Annotated in this window: 20 protein-coding genes and 1 tRNA gene; 3 read left to right on the top strand and 18 right to left on the bottom strand. The window is 47.7% G+C overall.

All coding sequences use genetic code 11. The features are described 5' to 3' along the window. Positions 1 to 2: 2 nt before the first annotated feature. Positions 3 to 932: a decaprenyl-phosphate phosphoribosyltransferase gene (locus tag TTER_RS00840; RefSeq protein WP_041424292.1), complete on the bottom strand. Its 930-nt coding sequence runs from the start codon at positions 930 to 932 to the stop codon at positions 3 to 5. 62 nt (positions 933 to 994) lie between these two features. Between TTER_RS00840 and TTER_RS15700 the strand changes: the two genes are divergently transcribed. Then, positions 995 to 1,159 carry a hypothetical protein gene (locus tag TTER_RS15700; RefSeq protein WP_012874125.1) on the top strand — a complete coding sequence of 55 codons (165 nt, stop codon included), beginning with the start codon at positions 995 to 997 and terminating at the stop codon, positions 1,157 to 1,159. A 6-nt stretch (positions 1,160 to 1,165) separates the two neighbouring features. Here TTER_RS15700 and TTER_RS14450 read toward each other — a convergent pair whose 3' ends face one another. The 3 genes from TTER_RS14450 to TTER_RS00825 form a co-directional block, all read right to left on the bottom strand. Then, entirely contained in the window at positions 1,166 to 1,666 is a 501-nt protein-coding gene (locus TTER_RS14450; RefSeq protein ID WP_012874124.1) for a DnaJ family domain-containing protein, read from the bottom strand. After that, positions 1,663 to 2,181 carry an NUDIX hydrolase gene (locus tag TTER_RS14445; protein ID WP_012874123.1) on the bottom strand — a complete coding sequence of 173 codons (519 nt, stop codon included), beginning with the start codon at positions 2,179 to 2,181 and terminating at the stop codon, positions 1,663 to 1,665. Before TTER_RS14445 ends, TTER_RS14450 begins: the two co-directional genes overlap by 4 nt. Before the next feature lie 73 nt (positions 2,182 to 2,254). After that, on the bottom strand, positions 2,255 to 2,773 hold the full coding sequence (locus TTER_RS00825) for a shikimate kinase (RefSeq protein WP_012874122.1): 519 nt from the start codon (positions 2,771 to 2,773) through the stop codon (positions 2,255 to 2,257). Positions 2,774 to 2,815: 42 nt separating this feature from the next. Between TTER_RS00825 and TTER_RS00820 the strand changes: the two genes are divergently transcribed. Beyond that, positions 2,816 to 2,889, top strand: a tRNA-Leu gene (locus TTER_RS00820). An 8-nt stretch (positions 2,890 to 2,897) separates the two neighbouring features. Here the strand turns inward: TTER_RS00820 and TTER_RS00815 are convergent. The 5 genes from TTER_RS00815 to TTER_RS00795 are packed head-to-tail and all read right to left on the bottom strand — an operon-like array spanning position 2,898 to position 9,098. Next, complete coding sequence (locus TTER_RS00815) at positions 2,898 to 3,803, bottom strand: ROK family protein (RefSeq protein ID WP_012874121.1); 906 nt, start codon at positions 3,801 to 3,803, stop codon at positions 2,898 to 2,900. Between the two features lie 15 nt (positions 3,804 to 3,818). Beyond that, positions 3,819 to 5,009, bottom strand: a complete 1,191-nt coding sequence (locus tag TTER_RS00810; protein WP_012874120.1) for a pyridoxal-phosphate-dependent aminotransferase family protein — start codon at positions 5,007 to 5,009, stop codon at positions 3,819 to 3,821. Positions 5,010 to 5,037: 28 nt separating this feature from the next. Further along, a complete protein-coding gene (locus TTER_RS00805) occupies positions 5,038 to 6,381 on the bottom strand; it encodes a (Fe-S)-binding protein (protein WP_012874119.1) in 1,344 nt (447 codons plus the stop codon). Then, complete coding sequence (locus TTER_RS00800) at positions 6,382 to 7,647, bottom strand: FAD-binding oxidoreductase (protein WP_012874118.1); 1,266 nt, start codon at positions 7,645 to 7,647, stop codon at positions 6,382 to 6,384. After that, complete coding sequence (locus tag TTER_RS00795; protein ID WP_012874117.1) at positions 7,647 to 9,098, bottom strand: FAD-linked oxidase C-terminal domain-containing protein; 1,452 nt, start codon at positions 9,096 to 9,098, stop codon at positions 7,647 to 7,649. Before TTER_RS00795 ends, TTER_RS00800 begins: the two co-directional genes overlap by 1 nt. 277 nt (positions 9,099 to 9,375) lie before the next feature. Here TTER_RS00795 and TTER_RS15205 point away from each other — a divergent pair, with 277 nt between their 5' ends. After that, on the top strand, positions 9,376 to 9,696 hold the full coding sequence (locus TTER_RS15205) for a zinc-ribbon domain containing protein (protein ID WP_012874116.1): 321 nt from the start codon (positions 9,376 to 9,378) through the stop codon (positions 9,694 to 9,696). Positions 9,697 to 9,748: 52 nt separating this feature from the next. Here the strand turns inward: TTER_RS15205 and TTER_RS00790 are convergent, their stop codons facing one another. From TTER_RS00790 to TTER_RS00750, 9 genes are all read right to left on the bottom strand, one after another. Further along, positions 9,749 to 11,101, bottom strand: a complete 1,353-nt coding sequence (locus TTER_RS00790; protein ID WP_012874115.1) for a PQQ-dependent sugar dehydrogenase — start codon at positions 11,099 to 11,101, stop codon at positions 9,749 to 9,751. 27 nt (positions 11,102 to 11,128) lie between these two features. After that, positions 11,129 to 11,992: an SDR family NAD(P)-dependent oxidoreductase gene (locus TTER_RS00785; protein WP_012874114.1), complete on the bottom strand. Its 864-nt coding sequence runs from the start codon at positions 11,990 to 11,992 to the stop codon at positions 11,129 to 11,131. A gap of 35 nt (positions 11,993 to 12,027) precedes the next feature. Next, the gene (locus TTER_RS00780; RefSeq protein ID WP_012874113.1) at positions 12,028 to 13,218 is read right to left on the bottom strand and encodes a Gfo/Idh/MocA family protein; all 1,191 of its coding nucleotides are present in this window, start codon (positions 13,216 to 13,218) and stop codon (positions 12,028 to 12,030) included. A gap of 35 nt (positions 13,219 to 13,253) precedes the next feature. Next, positions 13,254 to 14,252: a sugar phosphate isomerase/epimerase family protein gene (locus tag TTER_RS00775; RefSeq protein ID WP_012874112.1), complete on the bottom strand. Its 999-nt coding sequence runs from the start codon at positions 14,250 to 14,252 to the stop codon at positions 13,254 to 13,256. A 177-nt stretch (positions 14,253 to 14,429) separates the two neighbouring features. Continuing rightward, complete coding sequence (locus TTER_RS00770) at positions 14,430 to 15,047, bottom strand: D-sedoheptulose-7-phosphate isomerase (protein WP_012874111.1); 618 nt, start codon at positions 15,045 to 15,047, stop codon at positions 14,430 to 14,432. After that, positions 15,044 to 16,087 carry a GHMP family kinase ATP-binding protein gene (locus tag TTER_RS00765; RefSeq protein ID WP_012874110.1) on the bottom strand — a complete coding sequence of 348 codons (1,044 nt, stop codon included), beginning with the start codon at positions 16,085 to 16,087 and terminating at the stop codon, positions 15,044 to 15,046. Before TTER_RS00765 ends, TTER_RS00770 begins: the two co-directional genes overlap by 4 nt. Positions 16,088 to 16,116: 29 nt before the next feature. Continuing rightward, a complete protein-coding gene (locus TTER_RS00760; protein ID WP_012874109.1) occupies positions 16,117 to 16,860 on the bottom strand; it encodes an SDR family oxidoreductase in 744 nt (247 codons plus the stop codon). Continuing rightward, positions 16,847 to 18,154, bottom strand: coding sequence for a glycosyltransferase (locus TTER_RS00755; protein ID WP_148211858.1), 1,308 nt, complete (start codon positions 18,152 to 18,154; stop codon positions 16,847 to 16,849). Before TTER_RS00755 ends, TTER_RS00760 begins: the two co-directional genes overlap by 14 nt. Then, positions 18,151 to 19,095, bottom strand: a complete 945-nt coding sequence (locus TTER_RS00750) for a glycosyltransferase family 4 protein (RefSeq protein WP_012874107.1) — start codon at positions 19,093 to 19,095, stop codon at positions 18,151 to 18,153. The genes TTER_RS00755 and TTER_RS00750 overlap by 4 nt, the downstream gene beginning before the upstream one ends. Positions 19,096 to 19,100 lie beyond the last annotated feature (5 nt).

Genomic DNA, 19,100 nt, shown 5'->3' with positions numbered 1-19,100 from the left:
AGTCATGCCCATGGTCTATAAAGTATCAGAACTACAGCAATACCCCATAGTACTATTGATATGAGCAGTGGCTTATCTTGTAGAAGAAGAGTCTCAGGATTACCTCCCTCATTTTGTTGGTATATGAGATATAGGTATCTAAAGATAGCGTAGATAACGAAAGGGATTGTGAGCATCATAGACCTATCGTTAGGTAGGCTGGCAGCAGAAAAAGTGTATAGGGAGTAGGCTATGATGGTGGAGCTGGTGACCACAGCCATGAGCTGATCCAGAAAAACCCTTGAGTACTCGTTGAGTATCTGTCTGTGTACTGAAGCTTTCTCTTCAAGCAGTAATAGTTCGTGGCGTCTCTTGGCTAGTGCCAAGAAAAGCGAGAGCAACAGCGTGCACAGTATCAGCCATGAGGACAATGTGACATTTATTACAAGAGTCCCTGCAACTGCCCTCAACACAAATCCTGATGCTACCGAAAACACATCGAGAAGTACTACGTTCTTCAAATAGAAACTATATAGAACCACGATCAAGAAGTAGAGTACAGTCACTAGTGCAAAAGACCATGAAAGAAGGAATGAGGCTATCAAGCTGCATATCAGCAGCAAAGATGCTATTGATATAGCCGTGGGCTCGCTGATCAAGCCCGATGCTATAGGCCGTAACCTCTTAACGGGATGTAAACGATCTCTCTCCACGTCCGCAAGATCGTTGATGATATAGGCTGCAGATGATACTGCACAGAAAATTACGAATGCAGCAGATGATCTTAGCAAAGCAGGTAGACTAAGCATGTTGTGGCTGAAGACTAATCCTGCAAACACTAGCAAGTTCTTGGTCCACTGCTTAGGGCGAAGTTCTACTATAATTGTGTAGAGGTGTTTGAACAAAGCGCTGTTTATATATCTGTTTGTTGTCTGAATTTTCGACTGTTTCATGACAAAGTTATTATGCCATTGATAAGGCAAGAGCTCTAATATTATCCTTACTCGGAGTGGTTATGATAGCGGATCTGCTTTACTGGATAGGGACTTTATTGATCATAGGCTTTGTCTTTTTGTGTGTTCCGATACTGTTCATGCTTATAGTGACTGCCCACTATTATCTTGCGGAAGGGGAGCTGAGAAGATCTTTTCGAAAAGCCAGTGAGGTAAGAAGGCTATAGAGATCTTTATCTTTCCAGATATCTCGATAACAGCGGGAACTCCCTTGAGAAGCTTTCTCTCATTTTGTCTATGCTTATAAGAGGCTTCTTTAGGCTATCTACTGGCACTATGGCGTTGAAGTAGGTTATCTTGCTGTTGATCTCTCGCCATCTGGTCTCTAGTCGCTGAAGAGTGGTGTTCCTTGACCTGTCTATTTCTCTTATGGTCTCTGCAAACTTGACTACCTTAACGTTCTGAGCGCTTTTAATCTGCCGTTGGCGATTGAACCTATAATTTTCCCAGACTCTTTCCGCCTGAGAGATCTCTTCGTCTATCTGTTTCATAAGCTCGATCCACTCTGGACAAAAGCCGGCGTTCTTGAGCATCTTATAGGCAAGGCGCATCTCAGGATCTTCGAAAGGGTTCTCTTGTAGATCAATTGGCGCACCCTCGCCTTTGATGTTTTTGAACTTACCCTCTACCTGAGCTTCCCTTATACGCCTCTCAACCAGATCGCCAAAGTTCATTTTATTAGTCCTCTCTTTTTCCCGTGCAGATATAACGATGGAGGTATCTGCAAATATGGATTGGGATCGAGTCCGGCTGCTATAGGTCCTGCTATCTCGTCATGCAGGGTCTGTAATGCTAGTCTCTGACCAATCCATACGAACCTTCTTACTGCAACCTCTGGGGGTACCCACTCCCAGTTTACATGCATGGGCGTAAGTTCAATCTGAGCGCTTTCTGATACGTGTACTCCAAAGCAAGGTACCAAGTAAATTGTATCCTCTTCAGGAGAGTAAAACGTGTTGACAAAATCAATGTTCCAGACAGCTGTAGGATTAAGCCCTGTCTGCTCTTGAAGCTCTCTCGTTGCAGCCTGGACAGCAGATTCTTTCTTCTTTATACGACCATGTACGGCTTGCCAAGTGTTACCAAGTTCAAGCCCTGGAGTCCTTAGCAAGGTCAGGTAGTAAGCTCTATTTTCTGATATACAAAATGGATATACATCCACCACATCGCTAGCAACTATCTCGGGCATCTATATCACCACCAAGAAGCTAGTTAATCAATCTTCAGGGTATCAAAGGCGTTGCCATCCAGCAAGCTGACAGTCAACGCACAAAAGAGAGTATTTCTTCCACTATAGTGTAGGGCGATTTGTTATCTGTCACTATGCATAAGTGTGCCTGAGAGTAATACCTCTCTCTATTCTGGAGCATATTCTCCAGTCTACGCATCAAGTCGTCACCTGCAAGCAGTGGCCTTATCTCTTTAGTATGTTTCAGCCTGTTGGCTATAGTTTCTATGCTTGCCTGCAGCCAGATAACCGTGGATAAATCCCATATCAGCTTGCGGTTCTCTTCCAGCAGGACAGCTCCACCCCCAAGCGAAACCACGGCCCTTTTACCCTTCAGGGCTCTATTTATTTGATCACTTTCCAATTGCCGAAACTTCCCTTCTCCAAACTTAGAGAAGATCTCCTCTATCGGCATGCCTGTGTGCTTTTCAATTTCCCGGTCGGTATCTATATAAGGTAGCCCCATCTTGGAGGCCAAAAGACACCCCACGGTACTTTTGCCACTACCGCTTAGTCCTATGAGCACGATATGTTTTGAATTCACGTTTTGCATATATGGCGAGTATCGAACCCTAATTAGTATAATTGTAAGCGAGGGGGCGTAGTCCAATTGGCAGAGACACACCACTTAAAATGGTGTCAGTGTGGGTTCGAATCCCACCGCCCCCACCTCTCTGTTAGTCCCCGACAGTATCCTGCGCTAGTGCAATCGCTCCGAGCACGCCTGCCCTGGTTCCTAGTTTAGGTGGGACTATATATTGATCAATTCGCTGTAGAACGTCATCTGCTTGTATATATCCATTAAGCAAATGCTGAACTCGCTGGCGAATAAGAGGGAACAGATGAGATTGTTGCATTACTCCGCCTCCCATGATGATGCGCTGGGGGGACAGTGTGTAGATATAGTTTACTAGGCCAAAAGCCAGGTACTTAGCCTCCAGCTGCCATGCTGGATGATCCGCAGGGAGGTTCTCGCCTCTTACTCCCCACCTGGATTCGATAGCTGGTCCTGAAGCTAATCCCTCAAGACAATCCTTATGGAACTTGCACCAGCCTTCAAAAGGGTCTTCCTCTTTGTCGTGGGGAATAGCAAGATGCCCCATCTCGGGATGAAGCATCCCATGAATAAGCTTGCCGTTGACTAGTCCTCCTCCACCTATCCCCGTGCCCACAGTCAGATAGATAAAGGTTTCAAGTCCCACTGCTGCTCCCCATCTGTGCTCTCCCAGCGCTGCAACATTAGTATCTGTATCAAATCCTACTGGAACTCCAAGGGATTCTCTGATATATCCTGCAAAGTTGGTGTTGGCCCATCCTGGCTTAGGTGTAGATGTGATGTACCCGTAAGTCGGAGATAAGGGATTAGGATCTACTGGTCCAAAGGATGCAATTCCTATGGCTACTAGCGTCAAACCTTTAGTAGCCTGCCTGAAGAAGCTTACCGCTTTTTCCAGAGTTTCTTCTGGATAGGTGGTCGGAAAAGTAATAGATGACCTAATATCATCCGGTCCAGTACCTACAGCGCATACAAACTTGGTACCACCTGCTTCTATTCCCCCATAGACTTGGTTGTTCGAGCTCAATACTTTCTTTCCCTCCTACAGAGCTGTTTCATAGACTTTCATTGCTGCTGCTACTGAACACCCTTCTGGTACGGGTCTTCCGTGCTTGCGCAATATTGATTCTAAGGCTGCAAGCAACTGGATGATAAACTCTCTTCTTGATCCGTAGCCCATTAAACCAATCCTCAGCAGTTTGCCTTGGAACGGTCCTATACCACCTCCTACCTCTATTGAATAGTCGTTGAGCAGTTCCTGTCTTATGGTTCTCTCTGCGATGTCTTCCGTGGTCTTTATAGTAATCAGCGTATTGAGTCTATGATCTTTCTCAGCTAGAAGGTCCAAGCTTAGGGCTTCTACTCCAGCCAGGAATGCTCGCTGGTTTATCTCATGTCTTTTCCACCTGTTTTCTAGTCCCTCTTGCTGTATTTTGTCGAGAGCTGTGTGCAGGGCATAGACGAGCGGTGCGGATATAGTGTGATGATATTGCTGGCTATCCCAGTAATTGCGCAACAGGTTCAAATCCAGATAAAAACTTGAGACAGGGGTTGTGCGTTTGTTGATCTTATCTAAGGCTAGCTCCCCAAAGGTAATTGGTGAGAGCCCAGAAGGAGCCCCAATGCACTTCTGTCCTGCGCTGTAACATACATCTATTCCCCAATCGTCTACCTTCACGGGCTGTCCACCTAGCGATGTCACAGTATCAACTACTAACACGGCCCCAACTTCATGGGCCGCAGAGGAGATGTGTTCTATTTCTGGCTGGACGACCCCGGTAGATGTCTCCGCATGTACAAGACAGACCACTTGGGGAGTTACCTCTTTTATGCGAGCAATTATCATATCCGGGTCAATAGCTTTCCCCCACTCTGCTTCAACTCTGATTACTTGGCCTCCCAGCTTGGCAGTTATTTGAGCCAGGCGATCACCAAAATAGCCCATTATACCTACGAGCACCTTATCGCCGGGCTCAATCACATTAGCTAAAGCTGTTTCCATGGCAGATGTGCCCGTACCAGAAACAGCTAGAGTAGCCTCATTCCTGGTCACGAATGTGTATTGCAGGAGCCGCTTGATATCCTGCATTATCTCCACCATTGCTGGATCGAGATGCCCTAGAGAGGGAAGAGATAATGCTCTCGCAACCTCGGGATCAAGCTCACTAGGTCCTGGCCCAAGAAGTAATCGCTTGGGTACTGTGATCGTCCTTGGCTGAATCCCAACTGTCATGATTTCTACCTCCAAGAAGTCTACAAGCTTATGGTATTCCTTTGCCCAATATTGAAGCCTCCAGGTATTCAACTGGGTGTGCTATGTGAAAGGACTGATTATGTAGCTGTGCGATTGAGCTTATTTGTAATGTGCATCCAGGATTAGCACTTGCTACATACTTTGCTCCAGTAGAGCTTATATTCTTTAGTTTGCGCTCGCCTAATTCTCGAGCAGCCTCGGGATTGAGAAGGTTATATATGCCAGCACTTCCACAACATATGTCTGCCTCGGGGGGCTCTACAAGTTCGAGCTCAGGTATACTCGTGAGCAGCTCTCTGGGTTCCTTCCTTATACCTTGGGCATGCCTAAGATGACAGGCGTCGTGGTAGGCTACCCTGATTCTTAGCGGGTGACGCTTAGCCACTGGACCTAATTTGACTAGGAGTTCCGACACATCGACAATCTTGCCTGCGAATTCTTTGGCTCGATCCCTATAGATAGCATCTTTCTGGAGTAGTAGGGCATATTCCTTGAGCGTCGATCCGCATCCGGCGGCGTTGATCACTATATAGTCGAGATCCAGGCCTTCGAAGGCATTGATGAGAGATCTAGCAAAATCTCTTGCAGCGTCCTTATTTCCTGAATGTAGTGCAAGGGCTCCACAGCATCCCTGAGACCTAGGTATGTAGACCTCGCATCCCTCTGCTGATAACACATTGATAGTAGCTCTATTTACATGGCTGAAGAATATCCTCTGTACGCACCCCGTGATAAGCCCTACTTTAGCTCTTCGTTTGCCTTTAGCAGGTATCTTCTCTGGGTATTTATATGAGAATTGCGATGGATCAACCTCTGGGGCAAGCTCGAGAAGATTCCTCAACCTGGATGGAATTAGTTTGCTGAGGAGGCGCGACTCCAACACTTTAGACAATGGACTGTGTCTGTAAAAGAGTAAAAGTGGCAGAATAGCTCTAAGCCTGTTGGGATGTGGGAAGATTTCGAATATTAGCTTTCTGAAGGCCCTGTCGGCAAGGGCCCGGGGATAACGCCTTTCTACTTGATACCTCGTATCCTCTATAAGCCTGTCGTACTTGACGCCGCTCGGGCAAGCTGTAACGCATGCCATACACCCTAAGCAGAGATCCCAGTGGAGGACCATGCTATCTGTGAGTGGATCACCGTTTAGAGCGGCTTTCATAAGATAGATCCTGCCTCGAGGGGAGTCCATCTCCTCTCCCCAGAGTAAATATGTTGGGCAAGTAGGTAAGCAGAAACCACAGTGTATGCAGTCGTCTATCAGTTCTCTAGATGGCGGCTCATGGGAGTCGAATGCCGGCTTAATGGTTGTGTTTCCAAGGTTACCTTTGGATCTATCGGTGATTCTAATCATTTATATTCCTCCCACGAACCTGCCTGGGCTGAGTATCTTTGCAGGATCGAACTGATCCTTGATCCTCTTCATAAGGGGCAGTGCATCTCCAGCATATCCCCATACATCTATCCTCTGCTTGAGGGGTAAGCTTGCCTCCAGGACCATAGCAGAGTCTTCGGATGTCAAAGCTTCCCTTATTGATTGAATCAATGATACCTGAGCATCTACAGGTAGGTTTTTGCCTCCCTTTACGGCTAGATAAGTTATGCCTGATCCTGCATGGCTCCTAAGCTCAAACTCGCAACCATGTCGTTGAGATGTCGACCTGGCCAGCATTGCTATGGGTTTGAGTCTGGAGATGGTAGAGGAGAACTTTATGCCGAGATCATCTGCTTCCCATGGATACTGCCTGAGATTATTATAGACTGCTGGGTCTTCTTCGAGATCAAAAACCTGACAATCCCCATAGTTACTCAGTATTTGCCGTAGGGCTCCAGCTGCTGAGCGTGCTATATTCTCTGAAGAGCCCTCTACCATACACCATAAAGAGACCTCGCCTGTACTGCTACAATGAGCTTCAAGAGCTGATATCACTAGATATGAGTTTAGAACTTGTTGTATACATTGTTCCGCTTGATCAAGATCTTTGAGGTTCACTTTCAATATAAAGGACTTGGTAGGTAAGGGATGCAACCTAAATACTGCCTCTACGATTACTCCTAGCGTCCCTAAGGAGCCTGTGAACAACTTACAAAGATCATAACCAGCCACGTTCTTGACGACTTTGCCTCCGCCGTGCACAAGATCGCCATTAGTTAGAGCTACGGTTATTCCTATAAGTAGATCCCTGGTAGTACCATACCTGAGCCTTCTAGGACCAGAGGCGTTTGCAGCTATTATCCCCCCTATAGTAGCGGACTTTTCTGGGGGATCTAGGGCAAGCATCTGATTGTGTTTTCGCAGCTCTTGTTGCAGCTCTTCCAGCTTTATACCTGCCTGCACCTTGACTATGAGGTCGTCTGGGCTGTACTCAATGATCTTGTCAAGTTTTGCGGTGTTGATCAGCAGGTCGCATCTCTGGGGAGGATTACCCCACCCTAACTTTGTCCCAGAGCCGAAGGGTATAACACCGATTCCTTTCTGATGTGCATACTTGAGTATCTCTACAGTATCCGTGGGGGATTCTGGTTTAGCTATATACTCTGGTTGCACCCCATCTATATTGGTTGGTGTGTTTTCGATCTCTATATTGGGTAGTTTGTCTGTTATATCGAGTATTGCCATCAGAAGATCTCTGCCAAACCTGCTTCCTGCAGTGGGTGTATTTTACCTGGGCCTGGTCTCTCACCACACAGACGTGGTGTAGGAAAGACTTTGCCAGGGTTACATATGCCTTCAGGGTCGAAAGCACATCGCAACATGTGCATAGCATTCATATCTTCTTCTGAGAACATCTTGGGCATATACTTCTTCTTATCTACTCCTACCCCATGCTCACCAGTAATGGATCCTCCATACCTGAGACAGATTGATAAGATCTCTCCTGCTACCTGCTCCGCTTTCTCTTCCTGACCAGGTATGCTGGCGTCGTATAGCACTAATGGATGCAGGTTGCCATCGCCGGCATGAAAAACGTTGGCTACTCTTATGCCGCTTTGGGCACTTATTTCTTCTATCTCTCGCAGCACGTCTGGCAGTGCCGTTCTAGGGATAACGCCATCCTGTACATAGAAGTTAGGACTTATCCTGCCGACTGCAGCAAAGGCTGATTTGCGTCCCTTCCAGATCAATACTCTTTCCTCTTCATTACGTGCAATTCGTATCTCTGTAGAGCCATTGTGTAGACAAATATCCTTTACTTTATTGAACTGATCCTCAACTTCTAGGAGTGGTCCATCCAGTTCTACTATCAGCACTGCTCCAGCCTTGGGATAGCCAGCATGTACCGCCGCCTCTACGGCCTCAATTGAAAGTGGATCCATCATTTCGACTGCTGCAGGCACTATGCCCGACGCTATGATCTGCGATACTGCTGCCCCAGCTTGCTCTATAGTGGCAAAAGCGGCTAGAAGTGTGCTTACCATCTCCGGCTTGCGAACTATGCGAAGCGTTATCTTTGTGACTACCCCTAATGTGCCTTCGGATCCTACAACAGTTCCCACAAGGTCGTATCCTGGTGTGTCTAAAGCTTTTCCTCCGATGTGTATAATCTCGCCATCTGGTAGCACGACCTCCAGACCAGTTACATGATTAGTGGTGAAGCCATACTTCAGACAATGAGCTCCTCCTGAGTTTTCAGCTACATTTCCCCCTATCGAGCAGATCAACTGGCTAGAAGGGTCGGGTGCGTAGTAGTAACCGTACTGTGATACTGCCTGGGTGACCCATAGATTTATAACTCCAGGCTCGACTACTACTCTTTGGTTGGGAATGTCGACTTCCAAAATTCTCCTCATTCTGGAGAGGGAGATAAGTATCCCCTCTTCGACAGGCATGGCTCCACCTGAAAGTCCTGTACCTGAGCCTCTAGCTACAAATGGAATCTTATGGCGGTGACATAACTTGACTATAGCTTGTACCTGCTCAGTAGTTTCTGGCAGAACTACAGCTGTAGGTATAGCTCTATAGTTAGCTAAGCCATCACACTCATAAGTCCTAAGCTGTTCTCTATCGTGTACTACTCCTTGAGGTCCAACGATCGTGACCAATTTTTTTATTAGCTGCTCTCTATTCATGGACTGTACTCCGTGTTTGGGTAGGCAAGAGCTAGGCTAATTGTAGTGCAATTTCTGTAATTTTCCCTAAAATTATCGCTATTTCCGTTCGACTGATGTATACTAGCACTAATGCTACGCAACAATATGAAAATTCTTCATAAGCTCCAACCTCGAAATTCTCCTGTGTTTCCCGCAGAGAATTAGGCCGCATCGCTGGTTGGCACTTATGGGAAGATCGTGTTGAGGCGTGGTAAGAAGAAATAACTGGTTTCCATTTTCGGAGGAGAAATAGACCTTGGTATACGCGGATAAAACTCTAACATGTAAAGACTGTGGTGCAACCTTTGTTTTCACTCAAGGAGAGCAAGAGTTCTACGCTAGTAAAGGGCTAATGAATGAGCCCAGCAGGTGTCCCGATTGTAGGAGAGCTAGAAGGGCTGCTCAGAACGGCTCCAGCTACTCCAACAGTGGGCCACGCGAGATGTATGAGGTAACCTGCGATTCTTGCGGCCGAGTCGCTAGAGTTCCTTTCCAGCCCAAGGGTAATCGCCCTGTGTACTGCTCTGATTGCTACAGGCAACAGAGAGAGTCCCGTTCTTCAGGCTACGGTTACTAAGAGGAATTGGTTGGGATTGGGGGAGGTACACCTCCCCCAATCTTGTAAACCTCTAGCTTGAGGCTACTAACATATATATGCCACCACCAGCTAGGTCGGTGATATATATTTCTCCGTTTTTGTCCTCACCAAATGAGCTGATACTTAGGTCCGTATCAGTTTCTTCCTTCATAACCCAGTTGCTGTTTTCTGCTCTTTGCAAGCTCCAGATTCTGCCTGTGCAGTAGTCACCAAAGAAGTACTTTCCTCTAAGAGCAGGAAATCTCTTTCCTCTATAGACGTACCCGCCTGTAACCGAACATCCTAGTTCGTGGCTATACTCAGCAACTGGCAGTGTAAGCCCTTCCTGATTACATTGGCTGGAGGATAGACAGTGCCTGCCCTCCATAATTGGCCAACCGTAGTTTTGACCTCCTTTCGATCCAGCTCTCTGATAGTTGATTTCCTCCCACTGGTTTTGCCCCACGTCCGCGATGTAGAGATCTCCTGTCTGCCGATCGAAGCTAAACCTCCAGGGATTTCTAAGCCCCCATGCCCAGGTTTCAGGTCTGGCATTGTCGCGACCAACAAAAGGATTATCCTTAGGAATCGAGTATGGATTACCTCGATCTACATCTATCCTGAGGATCTTTGCAAGGAGGGTATTCAGATTTTGCCCGTTGCCATAGGTGTCGTTAGCACCCCCTCCATCTCCTAGTGCTATGTATAGATAGCCGTCGGGCCCAAAGGCTAACATGCCCCCGTTATGATTGGCAGCTGGTTGTTCTTGTCTTAGTATGACTTTTTCAGAGTTGGGGTCTGCTCTTCTACCATTGTCTATGGCTCTGAACTCTGCAACTACCGTGTTGCCGTTAAGGTCGGTGTAATTTACGAAGAACCTCCTGTTCACCCTATAGTTCGGGTGGAAAGCTAAGCCCAGCAACCCCTGCTCGGATCCACCAGAACCTACCCTATTAGTAATATCCAAGAAAACCCGACCATCCAGGAATTTTATTTTCCCGCCCTTCTCAACCACGAAGAGACGGTTGCTGTTATCGTTGGCGTAGGTGACGAATAGAGGTTGGTCGAATCCTGATGCGATCTGTCTAATACCTACTCGTACGTTGCGATTGACTTCGCGTTCTTGGGTGGCTGAAGGGATCGGATTTGGAGTAGTTTCCTTGGCGGGTTCTTGGCTAGGTTTGGTCGTTTCCTCCGTAGCTACCGGTGTTGGGGGACTCTGTGAAGCTGCTATTGGAGTTGGGGTGGATGAGGGATTGTTAGCGCTTGGGGAAGTGGGAGCAACTGATGGAGAAGGAGAGATTACAGTTTGAGTGGAAGTTGGCGATTGCTGCTCGCCACCACATGCAGTTACTAGCAGCACCAGAATCAGCGCCAAAGTAAAGGTTATTTTTTGTGCAACCATTTAGTGATCCTTTCTTAAGGCTTCCTATTATCCTGTTCCTATTCTTCCCTCTCGCTCGACGAATTCGAAGTCGGGTGTTGGACTGTAACAAGTCCATCCTCCATCTACGAGCAGCACTGTACCTGTAATCCATTCGGCCTCATCTGATGCAAAGAACAGTACAGCAGAGGCTACATCTTTAGGATAACCAGCTCTCCCCATAGGTACAACTTTGGCCCATTTAGTTTCGTATTCAGGGTCGTCGTGCAGGTTACGCTCGTTGACTATAGGCCCCGGTGCTACAGCGTTTATGGTGATCCCGTAAGGAGATAGCTCTAACACGAGGTTACGGGTGAGCATCTGCAGTCCCCCTTTGGTCATCGCATAAGCTGAGAGGTAGTGCACCGCCTGGTTGCCCGTAACGGAGGACGTGATGATTATCCTCCCACCACCTCCCTGTTTGATCATCTCTCGGGCGGCAGCTTGAGCGGTGAAGTAAGTTCCTTTAAGGTTGGTGTTTACCACAGCATCAAACGCTTCCTCGGTATAGTCGAGGAATTTGCCCCAGCTCGTTATTCCTGCATGGCAACAGGCTATATCTATCCTCCCGAAAGTTTCTACGGTCTTGCTGACCAGCATTCGGCATTGATCTACAGAAGAGATATCTCCCTGTACAGCTACGGCATTGCCTCCCGCCTCCAGTACCTTCTCAACAGCGATCTCCGCTCCTCTGCGATCTGTATGGTAATTAGCTACCACGGCAGCACCAGCTTTGCCCAGTGCGATTGCCAATTCCTGCCCAATGCCCTTGCTTGCACCTGTAACTAAAGCTACCTTGCCTGATAGGTCGAACATATAGGCCCTCCACAATAAAGTTCTAGTTACCATAAGGGGATGGCGAGACCTCGCCATCCCCTCTACTCCTATATGCTTTGTGCTGCAATGATCTAGAAGGTTACTTCTACCCTCTTGCCCTCCTCAGCGGATTGAAGAATTGCATCGCATATCACTGCATTGCGGTAACCATCTTCGAAGGTGGCCCCGTAAGGAGCTATGTCCTTATCGTTCACTATACAATCTAGGAGGTGAGCTATCTCATGTACAAAGGTATGCTCCCAACCGATTATGTGGCCGTGAGGCCACCAGTTGGACCAGAAGGGATGATAGCTCTCTGTAACGAGTACATCCGTGAAGCCTTGAGTATGCTTAGGAGCATCGGTCCGGTATACTTCCAGTTCGTTCAATCTCTCCAAGTTGAACCTTATAGATCCCTTGGAGCCATTTATCTCGAACACTTGGTGGTTCTTTCTACCTGTAGCAAACCTGGAAGCCTCCAGGGTGCCAACAGCTCCGTTCTCAAACTCTACTACGGCCTCGAACGCATCATCCACCTCTACCTTACGCCGCTGACCTGTCTCGGGGTCGTTGCGCTCTGGAATGAAGGTTCTGGTCATGGCCATCACGGACTTAACCTCGCCGATCAGATGACGGCCAAGGTCGATTATATGTGCGCCAAGGTCTCCCAGCGCACCGCTGCCTGCAAGTTCCTTATCTAGTCTCCATATGTACGGGAATTCTGGATCTGTGATCCACTCCTGGAGGTACACTGCCCTGAAGTGATAGATCTCTCCTAGCTCGCCGTTCTTAATCATTTCATAAGCCAGGCGTACTGCTGGCACGAATCTATAGTTAAAGCCCACCATCGCCTTGACGCCTGCTTGATTGACCGCATCCAGCATCGCCTTAGCTTCTTGGGCGTTTCGTGCCAGAGGCTTTTCGCACAGGATATGCTTGCCCTTCTGTGCTGCCGCTATACAAGGCTCGGCATGGGCATAGTTCGGGCCTCCGTTATCGAATAGCTGGATACGATCGTCGTCAAGCATCTGACGCCAGTCAGTATAGTAACCTTCGTAGCCGTACCTGGAAGCGGCCTCTTTGACTGCCTCCTCATTTCGACCAGCTATAGCCACTAGTCTGGGAATGGCTGGTGGTGGATAGACTATGTATGGCAGCTTCTTGAAAGCATTAGTGTGGGCCTTGCCCATAAATGCATAGCCGAGCATACCTACACCTACTTCTGGCGCCTTGGAGGTAGCTCTTTGGCCAGCCATGGTCACGAAGCCTACTTGTTCAGACATGTTCGCACTCCCTAGAGTTTTTGGTTAGGTGTAATTTATTCTCGAGCGAAAGCTGCATCAAAAGCCACAGCAGAAGCTGGGAAGTCTACCTTGCGCACGAAGGCTAGTGCGTCCTGAGCACCCCACTCACGGTCCATGCCTGAGTCTTCCCATTCTACGGAAAGCGGTCCGTTGTAGCCTATGCGGTTCAGCGCTCTTATCATAGCCTCAAAATCAACATCTCCATGTCCAGGAGAGACAAAGTCCCAGCCTCTTCGCCTGTCACCGAAGTTTAGATGCGATCCCAGTATGCTCTTCCTGCCATCTAGGAATTTCTTGGAATCCTTGATGTGCACGTGGTAGATGCGGTCAGCGAACTCCTCTATGAAGTCCACAGGATTGAGAAACTGATGGGCAAAATGGCTGGGGTCGAAGTTTATCCCGAACCCTTCCCTATTGCCTATCGCGTCTAGAGCCTTCCTGGTGGTTACGAAGTCATAAGCTATCTCGGTAGGGTGTACCTCAAGTCCGAACTTTACACCTTCCTGTTCAAATACATCTATAATGGGTCCCCAGCGCTCGGCGAATTCCTGATAACCCTTTTCAATCTCATTGAAATCGTTGGGTGGGAAGGAGTAGAGTAAATGCCAGATGGGTGAACCTGTGAAGCCATTTACCTGGGTAACTCCGAACTTGGCAGCTGCACGAGCTGTATCCATCATTTCTTGTGCAGCTCTCTGTCTGACGCCTTCTGGGTCTCCATCACCCCACACATGTGGAGGCAAAATAGCCTTGTGCCTGGAATCTATGGGATCACAAACTGCCTGCCCTACCAAGTGATTGCTTATCGCAAAGCATTTGAGACCATAGTGATTCAGTATTTCCCATCTAGACTGTACGTAATCAGGCTCCTTGAGGGCTCTCTGGACCTCGAAGTGATCTCCCCAGCAGGCTAACTCTAACCCATCGTATCCCCATTGACTTACCTTTTTAGCCAGCTCTTCCAGGGGAAGGTCCGCCCACTGGCCAGTGAAGAGAGTTACTGGTCTACCCATAGCCTCCTCCTTTCATGTTTGATGTTTGCCCCATTGCGGGTAAAAAGGCAAGCAGGACTTTTTCCCTTGCAAGCCGCATTCTAAGAAATTTTGCTGTTTTTGGCTAGCCCCTTTTATAAAGTGGGACTTTAAAGCCCACCCATGGAGCTTTGTGTCTATTGGGGGTGATCCCGGGGATCAGATGTTGGCCTGAAATACCTGTTGCAAAGCGCTATCCTCTATTTTGATAGTTTTGTTAGTAAGATATTCCCTAATTGAGAAGCATATACAATGAGCCATGACTAGATGTGCATCTTCCACCTGCTCAATATGCTCGGTAGGCACTGTAATTGTCAGATTTGCTATGTTCCGCAGCTTGCCCCCATCTTTGCCTGTAAGTCCTAATACCCTTGCTCCCAAATCCCTTGCTACCTGGGCAGCAAAGACTACGTTAGGAGAATTGCCGCTTGCGCTGATAACTATCAATAGATCCCCTTGCCTGATCATTGGTCTTAATTGTTCAGCAAATACGTGTTCAAAGGACGAATCATTAGCCCAGGCAGTAACCAAGGACATATTATCTGTAAGTGATAATACTCTGAAAGGAGTTTGTCCTGGAACTCTTGCTCCTTTGGACAGGTCACATGCAAAGTGCGAAGCCGTAGCAGCGCTCCCGCCATTACCTACGATGTATATGTTGTTGCCGCTGTTATGACATGAGATTATCTCCCAGGCCGCTGCTTCGATAGCCTTGAGATCAACTTTTCGTATTGATCCAGTTATACCGTTCCAGTAATCCTTGATCGTATCAATCATCTTTGATTGCTCCTTACGATGAACCAGCCTGACTTAAGTAAGCAAGCTCCTTCGAAGTCGAAACTAAAGGGCATCTCGCGAACGCCGAAGGCTTCTAGTTTGTCCTTTATCTTGGGTTGGCTAGTCTGCGGCACGTAGAGCATTAGGAAGCCAGCACCACCAGCCCCTGCTAGCTTTCCTCCCAGAGCTCCTAGTTTGAGTGTGAGCTGATAGATCTCATCTATGTGTGGGTTAGAGATCTTGTCAGATAAGCCCTTCTTAAGCTCCCATGCATGGTGCAACATTGAACCAAATTCGTTCATTTGGCCTCTACGCAGGCTATTTGCCATATCTAGAGCCAATTGTTTTAACTGGTGCAGGTGGTCTAGCGTCTGCATGTTTGATTGCGTCGCTTGTTTCTGCTCTCTTAGAATCTCAGAGGCTTTACGTGTACCTCCGACATAGAACAGGAGAAGATTATCTTCGAGCAAACGTAGCCTTTCAGGGGCTATTTGCATGGGCTCAACCAGAGTCTCATTCCTATAGAACCAGATAAGATTTAGTCCCCCAAAGGCCGATGCATACTGGTCCTGCTTGCCTATAGGGGATCTAAGCACATCGATCTCAAGTCTACATGCTGCTTCGGCTAAATCATACTTACTGTAGGGCACATTGGATGATGTAAGTAGCGCTTGCAGCACGGATACGGCCAGTGCGCTTGAAGATCCCAGCCCAGTGCCACTAGGTATCTCAGAGGTTGTGAAGATATCTAATGCTTGCTTGCCTTCGTAGCACGTTGCAATGGCTGACTTCTGTATGGCCAGCCTATCTTCAGTGTATATTTTAGGTATGCCTTGGAAACACTCCCACACTATCCCATCGATAGCAGACTTCAAGTGGAAGCTGTCATCCAAGCTTTGTCGCAGGATCGTGTAGCAATACTTGTCAATGGCAGTGCTAAGTACGACCCCTTCGTACTTTTCGTAGTATTCCGGTAGATCTGTACCTCCGCCAGCAAAGCTTATTCTAAATGGTGCTCTTGAAAATATAGTCTCTTGCATAAAACCTAAGGTCTCGTAAGCTATAAGGATTAGGGCCAGCTTGTCTCGGTAAGTGGTGTAACTATGACCTCTTGCATGCAGGACTCTTCAGGCATGTTGACCGCAAAGAGTATGACTTTGGCCACATTTGCTGGGTCCTGCAGGTTGGCAGGATCTGGCATAGGGATTCCTTGCTCAACGAATCTATCGAAGAAGTGAGTCTTCATGCCTCCTGGAATAACGTTCGTAACCCTTATGTTGTCTGGACGTCCCTCTACGCCTAGAGCTCTGCTGAAACCTCTGAGTCCCCATTTGGATGCATGATAAGCGGCGGCGTTTGCCCAAGCCCTGGTGGCTGCAGTAGATGCTATGTTGACGATGTGTCCGTATTTTTGACTCTTCATAATTGGGAGCACTGCCTTAGCTATCAAAAAAGGACCCCTAAGGTTCACTGATATGACCTGGTCCCATTGTGCTATAGTCATGTCGCTGACAGAGAGTGTATGGTCCACAGCTGCACAGTTGACCACAACATCTATCCTCTGGAAGGTATCGAAAGTTTTTTGGACTGCACTGAATACGTCATCTTCTTTTGATACATCACATCGGATAGCAATGGCCTTTGCTCCATTCTCATTCAGTCTGTTGGCGACGTTTTGAGCTGCTTGCTCATTGATATCTAGGCATGCAACGTTGAACCCATCTTGAGCAAAGGTGCAGGCTGTGGCTTCACCTAGGCCGCTTCCAGCTCCTGTAATAATAACCGTGCGGATATGAGTTCTATCTGTATTCATAATCTGACTCCTTTCTGTAGTCCGTGTTCGCGATGTGAAGTTTCTTGCTTAGTGCTTTTACGTACAACTGGGCCGTCAGCTCCGCTGCTCTTTCCCAGGTAAACAACTTCACCACCCGATGTCTGGCGTTAGAGCCCATACGTTCCCTGAGATCATCTTTATCGAGGAGCTCTATGATGCGAGCGGCAAGCGTCTCCGGTGACTTAGGAGGCACAAGATAGCCAGTCTCACCATCTGATACGGTAAAAGCTATTCCTCCCACATTAGAGCCTATTACCGGCCTACCGCAGGCCATAGCCTCAAGTGGTGTTAATCCAAATGGCTCATACCAAGGAGTTGTAACTATTAAGTCAGCGGCTGAATAGTAGGCATAGAGCTCATCAGGTTGTCTCTTGCCTATGAATATAACCCTATCCTGCAACCCCAGCTCCAAGATCATAGATTGGAGAACTCCGATCTCAGGGGTTGCCTTAGGGTCGGGCTCTCTAGTCTCGCCACCTACTAACATTAGCAATGGATTGAGATCTGGTTTGTTTGTGATGACCTTATGAAGTGCCAGTACGATGTTTCTAACATCCTTCCTGGGTATGATGCGTCCCACATACCCAATTACAGGGCCTCGCCAATCTAGTCCTATGAGTGTTCTCGCAGCTTCTTTACCTATTGGGCGGAACCTCTCTATGTTGACTGCTGAAGGGATTATTACTACCTTTGCAGGATCCACTCCATAATCTTCGGTTAGTTCCAGCTTTTCGCTGGGGCACTGGGCTATCAGGTAGTCCGCCTCCGAAGCTACGAGTTGCTCGATAGTAATCCTCTCTGTAGGACTAGTGTCCATATCTCCCTGGTGTTTGCGCTTAGTCTTACCCATAGCGTGAAATATATGGATCATTGGGATGTTAGCCCGATGTTTCAGCTTGGTAGCTGCCCAGCCAGACATCCAGAAGTTACTATGAATTAGGTCATATCGAATGTTATTGCGCTTGATAAAATCCAGCATGTTTCGGGTGAACTCTGGCATAAGAGTCCATAGATCGTCTCTGAATACGTGCTGTTTTGGTCCCGCTGGCACGTTTATAATTCTTACGCCTTTACTCCAGTTCCGCACCCCTGGAGATTCTGGAGAGTCCAGACGAGTAAAGATATCTACACTGATGCCCATTGCTCCTAGATTACGACTTATTTCATCCACGTACACGTTTTGCCCACCTGCATCTACACCTCCAAGGAGGGCCGCTGGACTTGCGTGCTCACTGATAAATGCAACCTTTGGTCGCTCAGCTAAGTGCATCATAGACCTCCAGCTACCAGATCGAAGGCTTTATTCCAATCCCTCCTGAACCTATCTAAGTTGAATCTCTCCTGTGCAGTGCACTTTGCATTCTGCCCCAGTCTTTTTGCCTCTTTGGGATTGTTCAAAAGGAATAGCATTCTGTCTATAAGGAACTCGACGTCACAAGATACGTAGCCGTTGTAGTCGTTCTGTATCATAGTAGGTAGTTCCGTGGTGGCCAGTGCTATCACAGGCATACCTATGGTCATGGCTTCTATTACCGCCAGTGGCAAGCTGGTGTACCTCATGGGACTGAACAGAAAGCGATATCTTGCCATCAAGCGATGCAGATCTCGGTACTTGATGTCCCCTAGTCCGCCTATCTCCTCGCTCTTTATGCCACAAGTGTCCAAAGGAACGCTTTCACGAGCCTTGCAGAAGATGTCGTAGCCCGAGATACGTCCACGGCGTTTCATCTCGTTGATTACGGTTATACCTTTATCTCGGTCGCCAACATACTCTATGGAGGGGTCGATAGCCACGCTGTGCTCAATAACCATAGTGGGCGTTCTACCGCTATCCCACATAAGGTTGTTGAAGTGGGTTACATGTACCAAAAGGACATTAGGGTCGTCTATGGGATGCTTCGTATCAGTGGGATGCTGGCGCGGACAGTTGTGTTCTAGGTAGATCTTAGGTAACTTTTGTTGTTCGGGGCTAAGTATCGCAGGGATATCTTCGTAAAAGTTTTTGGGAGTCTGGCATATTATTATGTCCAAGTCCAGGTTCCTAACTTCTTCTGCTGGTACCTCGCGTACATATGGAGGCATTCCTGGACGTCTACCACCATAGCCTTCACCTCTGTCAGGTGTTACTGGAAGGTACCAATCTTGGTCTATTTGTGCCAAAGCGTCCAGATAGCTACCATGTATGTGCCAACAAAGTATTTTGTATCTACGCATCGCTA

This window comes from Thermobaculum terrenum ATCC BAA-798 (assembly GCF_000025005.1).
In the GTDB taxonomy this organism is placed as follows: Bacteria; Chloroflexota; Chloroflexia; order Thermobaculales; family Thermobaculaceae; genus Thermobaculum; species Thermobaculum terrenum.
The sequence above is the reverse complement of the archived record's forward strand: the minus strand, read 5'-3'. Positions and strand labels throughout refer to the sequence as shown.

Bases quoted from the DNA above. Each gene is read 5' to 3' on its own strand.
- TTER_RS00805 (WP_012874119.1), bottom strand. From the start codon at position 6,381: ATGATTAGAATCACCGATAGATCCAAAGGTAACCTTGGAAACACAACC.
- TTER_RS00800 (WP_012874118.1), bottom strand. From the start codon at position 7,647: ATGGCAATACTCGATATAACAGACAAACTACCCAATATAGAGATCGAA.
- TTER_RS14445 (WP_012874123.1), bottom strand. From the start codon at position 2,181: ATGCCCGAGATAGTTGCTAGCGATGTGGTGGATGTATATCCATTTTGT.
- TTER_RS00785 (WP_012874114.1), bottom strand. From the start codon at position 11,992: ATGGCGAGGTCTCGCCATCCCCTTATGGTAACTAGAACTTTATTGTGG.
- TTER_RS00810 (WP_012874120.1), bottom strand. From the start codon at position 5,009: ATGACAGTTGGGATTCAGCCAAGGACGATCACAGTACCCAAGCGATTA.
- TTER_RS00840 (WP_041424292.1), bottom strand. From the start codon at position 932: ATGAAACAGTCGAAAATTCAGACAACAAACAGATATATAAACAGCGCT.
- TTER_RS00790 (WP_012874115.1), bottom strand. From the start codon at position 11,101: ATGGTTGCACAAAAAATAACCTTTACTTTGGCGCTGATTCTGGTGCTG.
- TTER_RS00795 (WP_012874117.1), bottom strand. From the start codon at position 9,098: ATGAATAGAGAGCAGCTAATAAAAAAATTGGTCACGATCGTTGGACCT.
- TTER_RS00780 (WP_012874113.1), bottom strand. From the start codon at position 13,218: ATGTCTGAACAAGTAGGCTTCGTGACCATGGCTGGCCAAAGAGCTACC.
- TTER_RS00770 (WP_012874111.1), bottom strand. From the start codon at position 15,047: ATGATTGATACGATCAAGGATTACTGGAACGGTATAACTGGATCAATA.
- TTER_RS00825 (WP_012874122.1), bottom strand. From the start codon at position 2,773: ATGCAAAACGTGAATTCAAAACATATCGTGCTCATAGGACTAAGCGGT.
- TTER_RS14450 (WP_012874124.1), bottom strand. From the start codon at position 1,666: ATGAACTTTGGCGATCTGGTTGAGAGGCGTATAAGGGAAGCTCAGGTA.
- TTER_RS00755 (WP_148211858.1), bottom strand. From the start codon at position 18,154: ATGATGCACTTAGCTGAGCGACCAAAGGTTGCATTTATCAGTGAGCAC.
- TTER_RS00775 (WP_012874112.1), bottom strand. From the start codon at position 14,252: ATGGGTAGACCAGTAACTCTCTTCACTGGCCAGTGGGCGGACCTTCCC.
- TTER_RS00760 (WP_012874109.1), bottom strand. From the start codon at position 16,860: ATGAATACAGATAGAACTCATATCCGCACGGTTATTATTACAGGAGCT.
- TTER_RS00750 (WP_012874107.1), bottom strand. From the start codon at position 19,095: ATGCGTAGATACAAAATACTTTGTTGGCACATACATGGTAGCTATCTG.
- TTER_RS15700 (WP_012874125.1), top strand. From the start codon at position 995: ATGATAGCGGATCTGCTTTACTGGATAGGGACTTTATTGATCATAGGC.
- TTER_RS00765 (WP_012874110.1), bottom strand. From the start codon at position 16,087: ATGCAAGAGACTATATTTTCAAGAGCACCATTTAGAATAAGCTTTGCT.